The sequence below is a fragment of the Polyangium sorediatum genome, from assembly GCF_029946465.1.
Taxonomy (GTDB): domain Bacteria; phylum Myxococcota_A; class Polyangia; order Polyangiales; family Polyangiaceae; genus Polyangium; species Polyangium fumosum.
On the sequence record NZ_JARZHI010000005.1, the window covers coordinates 374,333 to 382,545 of the forward strand.

General features: G+C 69.3%; 7 protein-coding genes. 4 read left to right on the forward strand and 3 right to left on the reverse strand.

Annotation, left to right across the window (positions count from 1 at the left end; genetic code table 11):
* The first annotated feature begins 105 nt into the window (after window positions 1-105).
* Window positions 106-2,436: an ATP-dependent helicase gene (locus QHF89_RS09395; RefSeq protein WP_284720281.1), complete on the forward strand. Its 2,331-nt coding sequence runs from the start codon at window positions 106-108 to the stop codon at window positions 2,434-2,436.
* A gap of 152 nt (window positions 2,437-2,588) precedes the next feature.
* Window positions 2,589-3,410 (forward strand): PAS domain-containing protein, encoded by an 822-nt coding sequence (locus tag QHF89_RS09400; RefSeq protein WP_136972565.1) that lies wholly within the window; start codon window positions 2,589-2,591, stop codon window positions 3,408-3,410.
* A 7-nt stretch (window positions 3,411-3,417) separates the two neighbouring features.
* Here QHF89_RS09400 and gpmA read toward each other — a convergent pair whose 3' ends face one another.
* Window positions 3,418-4,164 (reverse strand): 2,3-diphosphoglycerate-dependent phosphoglycerate mutase, encoded by a 747-nt coding sequence (gpmA, locus tag QHF89_RS09405; protein ID WP_136931931.1) that lies wholly within the window; start codon window positions 4,162-4,164, stop codon window positions 3,418-3,420.
* A gap of 175 nt (window positions 4,165-4,339) precedes the next feature.
* Between gpmA and purU the strand changes: the two genes are divergently transcribed.
* Entirely contained in the window at window positions 4,340-5,236 is an 897-nt protein-coding gene (gene purU / locus QHF89_RS09410; protein WP_136931930.1) for a formyltetrahydrofolate deformylase, read from the forward strand.
* A 366-nt stretch (window positions 5,237-5,602) separates the two neighbouring features.
* Here the strand turns inward: purU and QHF89_RS09415 are convergent, their stop codons facing one another.
* Both QHF89_RS09415 and QHF89_RS09420 read right to left on the reverse strand, forming a co-directional pair.
* A complete protein-coding gene (locus QHF89_RS09415; protein WP_136972566.1) occupies window positions 5,603-6,841 on the reverse strand; it encodes a hypothetical protein in 1,239 nt (412 codons plus the stop codon).
* Window positions 6,842-6,946: 105 nt separating this feature from the next.
* Window positions 6,947-7,996 carry a pentapeptide repeat-containing protein gene (locus tag QHF89_RS09420; protein WP_284720282.1) on the reverse strand — a complete coding sequence of 350 codons (1,050 nt, stop codon included), beginning with the start codon at window positions 7,994-7,996 and terminating at the stop codon, window positions 6,947-6,949.
* Between the two features lie 10 nt (window positions 7,997-8,006).
* Between QHF89_RS09420 and QHF89_RS09425 the strand changes: the two genes are divergently transcribed.
* A partial coding sequence (locus QHF89_RS09425; RefSeq protein ID WP_284720283.1) for a hypothetical protein occupies window positions 8,007-8,213 on the forward strand: 207 nt, incomplete at its 3' end.

An 8,213-nucleotide genomic window follows, 5' to 3' on the forward strand; every position in this document is an offset into this window, starting at 1 on the left:
TCGAAGGGAAAATGTGGCTCGGGGAGCGTGTCGTGCGGGCGGACGGTCCCTGCGTCAAGCGTATGGGCCTCCCATCGCGCGGAGCCACGTGCTACGGCCCCCTCCGTGACGGATCTGGTGGCCTTTCCTCCGCCGGCGTTCCCTGAACCGGCGGACGAGCTCAACGAGCCCCAGGCGCGGGCCGTGGCCCACGCCGAGGGCCCGCTCGTCGTGTTCGCGGGCGCGGGCAGCGGCAAGACACGCGTCATCACCTACCGCATCGCGAACCTGCTCGCCGTGCACCGCGTGCCCCCGTACCGCGTGCTCGCCGTGACGTTCACGAACAAGGCGGCTGGCGAGATGCGCCGCCGCATCGCGAGCCTCGCGGGCGACGAGATCGCGAAAGAGCTCTGGATCGGCACCTTCCACGCGACGTGCGCGCGCCTGCTCCGCCGCTTCCACGACGCGGCCGGCCTCGAGCGCAACTTCGTCATCTACGACGACTCCGACCAGCGCGCGGTCGTCGCGCGGGTCTTGAAGGAGCTCTCGCTCGACGACAAGCGCTACCCGCCACGGCAGGTCCTCTCGCGCATCCACAAGGAGAAGCAAGAGGGCCGCGGCCCCGACGCCTTCGAGCCGCAGGGCTTCTTCGACGACGCGATCCTCAAGGTCTACGAGGGCTACGAGCGCTACCTCCGCAAGGCGAACGCCGTCGACTTCGACGACCTCATCCTCTCGGTCCTCCGCATCGCCGAGGACCCGAAGAGCCTCGCCGGCGACGACCTCCGCGCGCGCTTCCGGCACGTCCTCGTCGACGAGTTCCAGGACGTGAACCAGGTCCAGTACCGCCTCGTGCGCGCACTCGCCGCGAGCCGCAACCTCTGCGTCGTCGGCGACGACGATCAGAGCATCTACCGCTGGCGCGGCGCCGACGTCCGCATCGTCCGGAACTTCCGGCGCGACTTCCCCGACGCCGCCATCGTCAAGCTGGAGCAGAACTACAGGTCCACGGGCAACGTCGTCCGGGCCGCGCTCGGCGTGATCAAGCCGGCGAAGGATCGCGAGCCGAAGGAGCTCTGGACCGCGCGCGACCCCGGCGAGCCCGTCGTCGTCGTGGCCGCCCAGAACGAGCACGACGAGGCCGCGTGGGTGGCCGAGCGTGTCCGCGAGGCCCAGGCCCGTGGCGTCCCGCTCGGCGAGGTCGCGATCTTCTACCGCGTGCACGCCCAGTCCCGCGTGCTCGAAGAGGTCCTGCGCGCCGAGCGCATCCCCTACCAGATCGTCGGCGGCATGCGCTTCTTCGAGCGCGCCGAGGTGAAGGACTGTCTCTCGTACCTGCGCATCCTCGACAACCCGAAGAGCGACGTCGACCTCGAGCGCATCATCAACGTCCCCGCGCGCAAGATCGGCGGCGCCACGCTCGACAGGCTCACGCAGGTCGCGAACGCGCTCAACGTGCCGCTCTACGAGGCGATCCTCCCCCTCACGGATCGCGGCGGCCTCGGCACAGCCGCGAAGAAGAGCTTGCTCGCCTTCCGTGATCTCATCGAAGGCCTGCGCGAAAAAGCCGCCTCGGCGCCGCCGAGCGACCTCGCGCGCGAGGTCCTCGAACGCACGGGCTACGCGCGGATGCTCGACGAGGACGACAGCGCCGAGAGCGACGCCCGCAAGCAGAACCTCCAGGAGCTCGTGGGCTCCATCCTCGATTACGAGGCCGAGGCCGCAGCGGCGGGGCAGGTCGGCACGCTCTCCGGCTACCTCGAGCGCGTCACGCTCTCGAGCGACATCGACGCGCTCGAAGACGCGCCGCGCGTCTCGATGATGACCGTGCACGCGGCCAAGGGCCTCGAGTTCGATACGGTCTTCATCACGGGCATGGAGGACGAGCTTTTCCCCTTCAAGGGCCCGGATCCCAAGCGCAACGAGGACATCGAAGAGGAGCGCCGCCTCGCGTACGTCGCCGTCACGCGCGCCCGCGAGCGGCTCTTCGTCACGCACACGGCGCGACGCATGATCTTCGGCAACACGCGCTTCGGCGTACCGAGTCGCTTCATTACCGACTTCCCCGTCGCCTCCGTAAAGCCCCTCATGACGGCCGCGGCGTCGAGCGAGCGCTCCTTCCGCGACGGCTACCGCGACGGGCACCGCGACGAACCCGCGCGCCCACGCGGGCCCTGGTCGCATCCCATGGACCGCGGCAGCGACGCGCCCGCGCGCTCGTTCTCCACGCGCTCCCCGTCCACGCCCACGCGCGCCCCCGGGGAGCGCTACATCGAGCGCGAGCCAGGCGAGGCCTCCAGCGAGGGCGGCCTCGCACGCGGAGCACGCGTGATGCACGAGAAGTTCGGCGTCGGCGCCATCATCGACGTCGACCCCGGCGACGACCCGATCGCCACCGTCAAGTTCTCCGGCTGGGGCGTGAAGCGAATCAAAGCACGATTCCTCCGCACCGAGTAACCCCCGTCACGGTCAACACAGGGCCCTGACGCGTTACCTTTCGTAACGCATTGCAATGCGGTGTCCATATCCTTGCTTGCGCTCGCGAGAGCGCGACGACGTGGTGTACGGTGGAACCGTAGCGCCACTGTTTTCCAGCGAGGGAGGCAACGATGAGCACCGAGACCAGCCTGCTCCAAGAGCTCGTCGACGGAATGCCGGATCCGATGTTTTTCAAGGATCGGCAGCACCGGTGGATCGCATTCAATCGCGCATTTTGCGAGCTCCTCGGCCGGCCGCCCGAAGAGATCCGCGGCCGAAGCGACCCTGATTTTTTCCCGCCCGATCAGGTCGACGTGTTCTGGAAGCACGACGACATGGTCTTCGAGACAGGCCGGCCCGATCTCAACGAGGAGACGATCTCGCTCGGCGATGGCAAGCGCAAGGTCCTCTGGACACGCAAGGTGCCAGTTCGCGACGCGTCGCAGGCCGTGGTAGGGCTTTACGGGCTCATCATGGATATCACCGACCAGATGGAGCACGCCCGCCAGACCGATCTCTTCGAAGCCGAAGCCGCGCGGCAACAAGCCATCATCGCGGCGCAGGAGCGCGTCATCGACGGCCTCGTCGTGCCCGTGCTCGAAATATGGGAGGGCATTTTGCTATTACCGCTCGTCGGCGCCCTCTCGCAGGGGCGGGCAGGGCACGCCATCGAGAGCATTCTCGCCGCCGTCAGCCAGCGCGGCACGGAGACGGTGCTCATCGACATCACAGGCGCAGGCCTGCCCGACGCCGCCGGGGCCGAGCTGCTCGTCCGCGCGGTGCGCGCCCTCGCCCTGCTCGGCTGCCGCACGATCCTCGTCGGCATCAGCGCGGAATCCGCCCGCACCTTCGTCGAAGGAGGCCTCGATCTCGGCGCAATGGCGACCTGCGCCACCCTGAAACAGGGATTGTCACGGGCGCTCGCATTGCGACGAGGATCGCCGCGGCGTTGACAGCGATTTATCGCGCCTTGATCTGATTCGCGACGGCCTGGGCTTTGGCCTTCGCCGCCTCCTCGTCGCCGAGGTACCGGCGCGAGATCGGCTTCAGATCCTTGTCGAGCTCGTACAGCAGCGGCACGCCCGTCGGGATGTTCAGCTCGACGATCTCCGAATCCGAGATCCCGTCGAGGTGCTTCACCAGCGCGCGCAGGCTGTTGCCGTGTGCGGCGATGATCACGCGTTTGCCGCTCCGGATGGCCGGCGCGATATCGGACTCCCAGAACGGCAGGAACCGCGCCACCGTGTCCTTGAGCGATTCGCTCCCCGGGATCTCCTCCTTGCGGAGCGAAGCATACCGCGGATCCTTCCCGGGCCAGCGCGGGTCGTCTTCGGTCATCGCGGGCGGCGGCGTGTCATAGCTCCGGCGCCAGACCTTCACCTGCGCCTCGCCGTGCTTCGCCACCGTCTCGGCCTTGTCGAGCCCTTGCAGCGATCCGTACATCCGCTCGTTCACCCGCCAGCTCTCGGTGACGGGGATCCACATCCGATCGAGCTCTTCCAGCACGATCCACAGCGTCTTGATGGCGCGCTTGAGCACCGACGAGTACGCCACGTCGAACGTGAGCCCCTCGGCCGCGATCATCTGCGCGGCGCCGCGCGCCTCCTCGACGCCCTTTTCGCTGAGCGGCACGTCGACCCAACCCGTGAAGCGGTTTTCCTTGTTCCACTGGCTCTCGCCATGGCGGAGGAGGACGAGCTTGTGCATCGCGTTCTTCCCTTTCAGAGAGCTACCATCCGGCCTCACAACGGGGCCGCTCGGGGGGCATCGCGCGCCCTCCGTCCGGCGTCAAGCGTCTCGTCCCGAGGGAACGCTGGGCCGCGCCGCGCCGCGTCGATCCCGCTCGCCTTCGGGCCGTCGTTCGACTAACGGAGGCGACCCGATGAGCTCCACCGTCCACGCCACGTTCCTCGTCGCCGCGCCCGATCAGCCCGGCCTCGTCGCGCGCCTCGCCGGCTTTTTCTACACCGCCGGCCTCAACATCATCGACGCCGGCAACCACACCGACGTCCACGTCGAGGGCGGCCCGCGGTTCTTCATGCGGATGGTCGTCGACGTCTCGGGCCTCTCCGCCCCCGCCGCGAGCGCGGCCCTCGGTGGCTCCTCGACCCGCGCCGCCCTCGAGCGCGCCTTTGGCGACCTCGCCCAAACCCTCTCGGCCACCTGGTCCGTCCGGTACGGCGACCAGGTGCAGCGCGTCGCCATCCTCGTCACAAAGGACCCGGCCTGCCTCTACGACCTCGTCCTCCGGCAGCGCTCCGGCGAATTGCCGTGCGAGATCCCGCTCGTCCTCTCGAACCACCCCACCCTCGAGCCCGTCGCCGAGAGCTTCCGCATTCCGTTCTTTTGCCTGCCCGTGACAGCCGACACGAAACGCGAGCAAGAAAAGCGAATCCTGGAGCTCTGCCGGCGTCACCACGTGGATCTCGTCGTGCTCGCCCGTTACATGCAGGTCCTCACCGAGGAATTCCTGAACGAGGCGCCGCCCGTCATCAACATCCACCACGGCTTCCTGCCCGCCTTCCAGGGCGCCAAGCCTTACCATCAGGCCCACGCGCGCGGCGTAAAGATGATCGGCGCCACCGCCCATTACGCGACGAAGGACCTCGATCAAGGCCCCATCATCGAGCAAGACGTCGCACGCGTCACGCACGCCATGGGCCCCGACGAAATGGCCCGCACCGGCCGCGACGTCGAGCGCGTCGTGCTCTCCCGCGCCGTCCGCGCGCACCTCGAACGACGAGTCATCGTCGAGGGGCGGCGGACGATCGTTCTTTGACGGCGTAGCGCCGGGGTTTCACCCCGGGCCCGACCAGGGGCTGTCCACCCCTGGACCCGGACCAGCGAGGCGCTGGACCCGGGGTCGATGAACTGCGCGATGCGCAGTTCATCGAACAGCCGGTGGCAAGACCGGCGACGACCCTGCCAGCCAACGCGGCAGCGCCGCATGTTCAACCGGCAGCGTGCGCGTCGCCGGCTTGAAACCCACCTCCATGGTTTTGCCACCGGCCCGTTGGAAGAACTGCGCGGAGCGCAGTTCTTCCACCCTCGGTCCAGGCCGTGCCTGGTCCGGGTCGAGGGGCGGACAGCCCCCGCGGGGTCCGGGGCAGCGCCCCGGCGCAACGGCTGCCCTTGAGACCCAGCCTCAGGGCAGGAACATCCGCAGCAGCTCGCAGATCTCTGGATCGAGCGTGCCGCGGTCGATGACGTTCTCCAGGGACTCTGCGTTTGCGAGTTCCTCGGCGTACTGACCGAGGAGGGGGAACCCTTGTGCCGCGAGGGGTGCGAGGAGTTCCTTTCGGGCGAGCACGCGCTCCATGAGCTCGATCTTGCTGCGCAGCACGCCGCCCCAGAGGTCGCGTGCGCGCGGGACGACGCCGAGACGGGTCGACTCGATGAACGTGAAGAAGCCTCGCTCGCTGCGGAACCACTCCTCGACGTGCTTCACGATGCGCGAGTCTTCGAGGAGCAGCGCTTCGCGCTGGGCGAGGATGGCTTCGCGCGAGGGATCGTCGTCCGCGAGCATGGCGAGGTGCGCTTCGATCGCGCCGAGCTCGCCTGGGATCTGCACGAGCCGCCGCCGCCAGATGGGCATCTTTTCCACGAGCACCGGCGCGCCTACGTGGGTCAGCCAGAGGTGTGGCGGCAGCACGCAGCCCATCACGTCGGCGAGCGTCAGCCTTCGCTCGAACTCGGTCACGGCTTGGATGCGTGGGCGGCCGGGCCGTACGAAGAAGGTCGTCGCGCGGATGCCGGCCATGCTCTCCAGCACCAGCGCGGTGGGCATGCCGAAGGCGAGGCCGATCGGGGCGGCGTACTTCTCTGCGGTGTCTTCGTGCGTGAGGGGCGCGGGGGCGCCGTCGGGGCGCATGCGATCGGTCCCGCCGGAGTGGCCGTAGTCGTGCCCGAGGGCTGCGAGCAGATCTCGCGCGAGCACCGATGCGGGTGTGCCGGCTTCGAGCATCCGGCCGAGCGCGTCGCGGAGCACGGCTGCGATCGCGTCGAGGTTCGGGTACACGCGCATGGGCGCTTCCTTCACCTCGTCGGGCAGCGGCGTGGCTTCGGGCCACTCGAGCAGGAGGAGACGCAGCAGCACCTCGTCGTTGTGCAGCGTCCGGTGGAAGGCGTTGTTGATCCGGAGCAGCCGCTCGACGCGGCAGGAGCGGGTCTCGAACACGCGGATCATGCGATCCATCGCGTCGAGGTCCATGGTGAAGTGGTGGGCGGCTTCGAGGTCGATGCCGTCTTCGAGGATGCGGCGGCGGAGCGCGGGCGAGTGGATGGGCCACGCGTTCGGGCTGATGCGCGTCTCGATGAAGGAGCGGAGTGTGGCCTCGTCGCGGCACGCGCTCGCGCTCAGGGCTTCACCACGGCCTCCGCTCATGGCCGAGCACTGTACCTGGATTTGCGCTCTGTGGGCGAATCCTCGGCAGCGGGGTCCAGGGCGTAGGGCGCCGACGGCGACCCCAAGCCCCAAACGTCGAACGCCTCATTCATCGATGGCGTCGCGGATGTTGGCCCCCATCAGCTTCGTGCCTGTCCGCGAGGCGCCGCTCAGTGTGCAACGACGGAGGTCCGCATCACGCAGATCGGCGCCGTCGAGCTTCGCCTTTGCGAGGTTCGATCCGGCGAGCAGCGCGGCGCGGAAATTCCCGTTCGTCAGATCGGCGGAGGTGAAGTGCGAGCGCGAGAGATCGGCGCGGCCGGCGATCACGTTTTGCAGGTTCGCGCCTTCGAACCGGGCCTCGTGCATGCGGGCTTGGCGCAGGTCGGCGCCGTCGAGGATCGCGCCGTCGAGGTTGGCTCGGTCGGCCTGGACGCGGCCGAGGTTTGCGCCTTTGAGGTTCGCCCGCTGGAACTTGGCGCCTTCGCAGGTCGCGCGCGTCAGGACGGCGTTGTCGAGGCGGGCCGACGCAAACGAGGAGCCGGCGAGCGCGGCGTTCTCCCAGGTGGAGCCCTTGGCGTCGATCTCGTGGAAGTTCGTGTCGGTGAGGGCCACGCCTTCGGCGTGGGCTTGATCGAGGCGGGCGCCTTGGAAGCTTGCGCCTTTGCCGCGGGCGTCGACGAGCTTGACCTCGGGCAGGACGGCGCGTTCGAGGATGGCGGCTTCGAGGGAGGCGCCGGTGAAGTCGGCGCTGAGCGCGTCGAGGGCGCGGAAGCTCGCGCCGTCCCAGGTTCCGCGGGCGAAGACGGGGGCGCGGCCGCGGCAGCCGTCGAAGCTCGCGCCGCTGCCGCGGGCGGAGGCGAAGATGGCTTGCTCGATGGAGGCGCCGTCGAAGCGGGCTTTTTCGAGGTGGGCGCGGGAGAGGTCGGCGCCTTTGAGGTCGGCGCTGCGCAGGTCGGCGCCTTCGAGGTCGGCGTCGACGAGGCGGGTGCCGGAGAGGCGTGCGCCTTCGAGGTTTGCGCCGGAGAGCTTGGCGCCGCCGAGGTCGTGGCCGGAGAGGTTTGCGCCCTTGAGGTCGAGGTTCGAGAGATCGGCGCCGGCGACGGAGAGGCCGTGGAGCGGGTTGCGCTCGCCGGCGCGGAGGCGCGCGAGCACAGTGGCGCGGATGCCGGTCTCCTCGGGGGCGGGGGCCGGGGCAGGAGGCGCGGCCGCGGCCGCGGGCGGAGCAGGCGCAGCCGCGGGCGGCGCAGACAAGACTGCAAGCGGCGAAGGCACGGCCGCGGGCGGCAAAGGCACGGCCGCGGGCGGCAAAGGCACGGCCGCGGGCGGCAAAGGCACGGCCGCGGGCGGCAAAGGCACGGCCGCGGGCGGC

What these genes read in the sequence shown, in the direction of transcription:
- QHF89_RS09415 (WP_136972566.1), bottom strand. Translation starts at nt 6,841, where the DNA reads ATGAGCGGAGGCCGTGGTGAAGCCCTGAGCGCGAGCGCGTGCCGCGAC.
- purU (WP_136931930.1), top strand. Translation starts at nt 4,340, where the DNA reads ATGAGCTCCACCGTCCACGCCACGTTCCTCGTCGCCGCGCCCGATCAG.
- gpmA (WP_136931931.1), bottom strand. Translation starts at nt 4,164, where the DNA reads ATGCACAAGCTCGTCCTCCTCCGCCATGGCGAGAGCCAGTGGAACAAG.
- QHF89_RS09400 (WP_136972565.1), top strand. Translation starts at nt 2,589, where the DNA reads ATGAGCACCGAGACCAGCCTGCTCCAAGAGCTCGTCGACGGAATGCCG.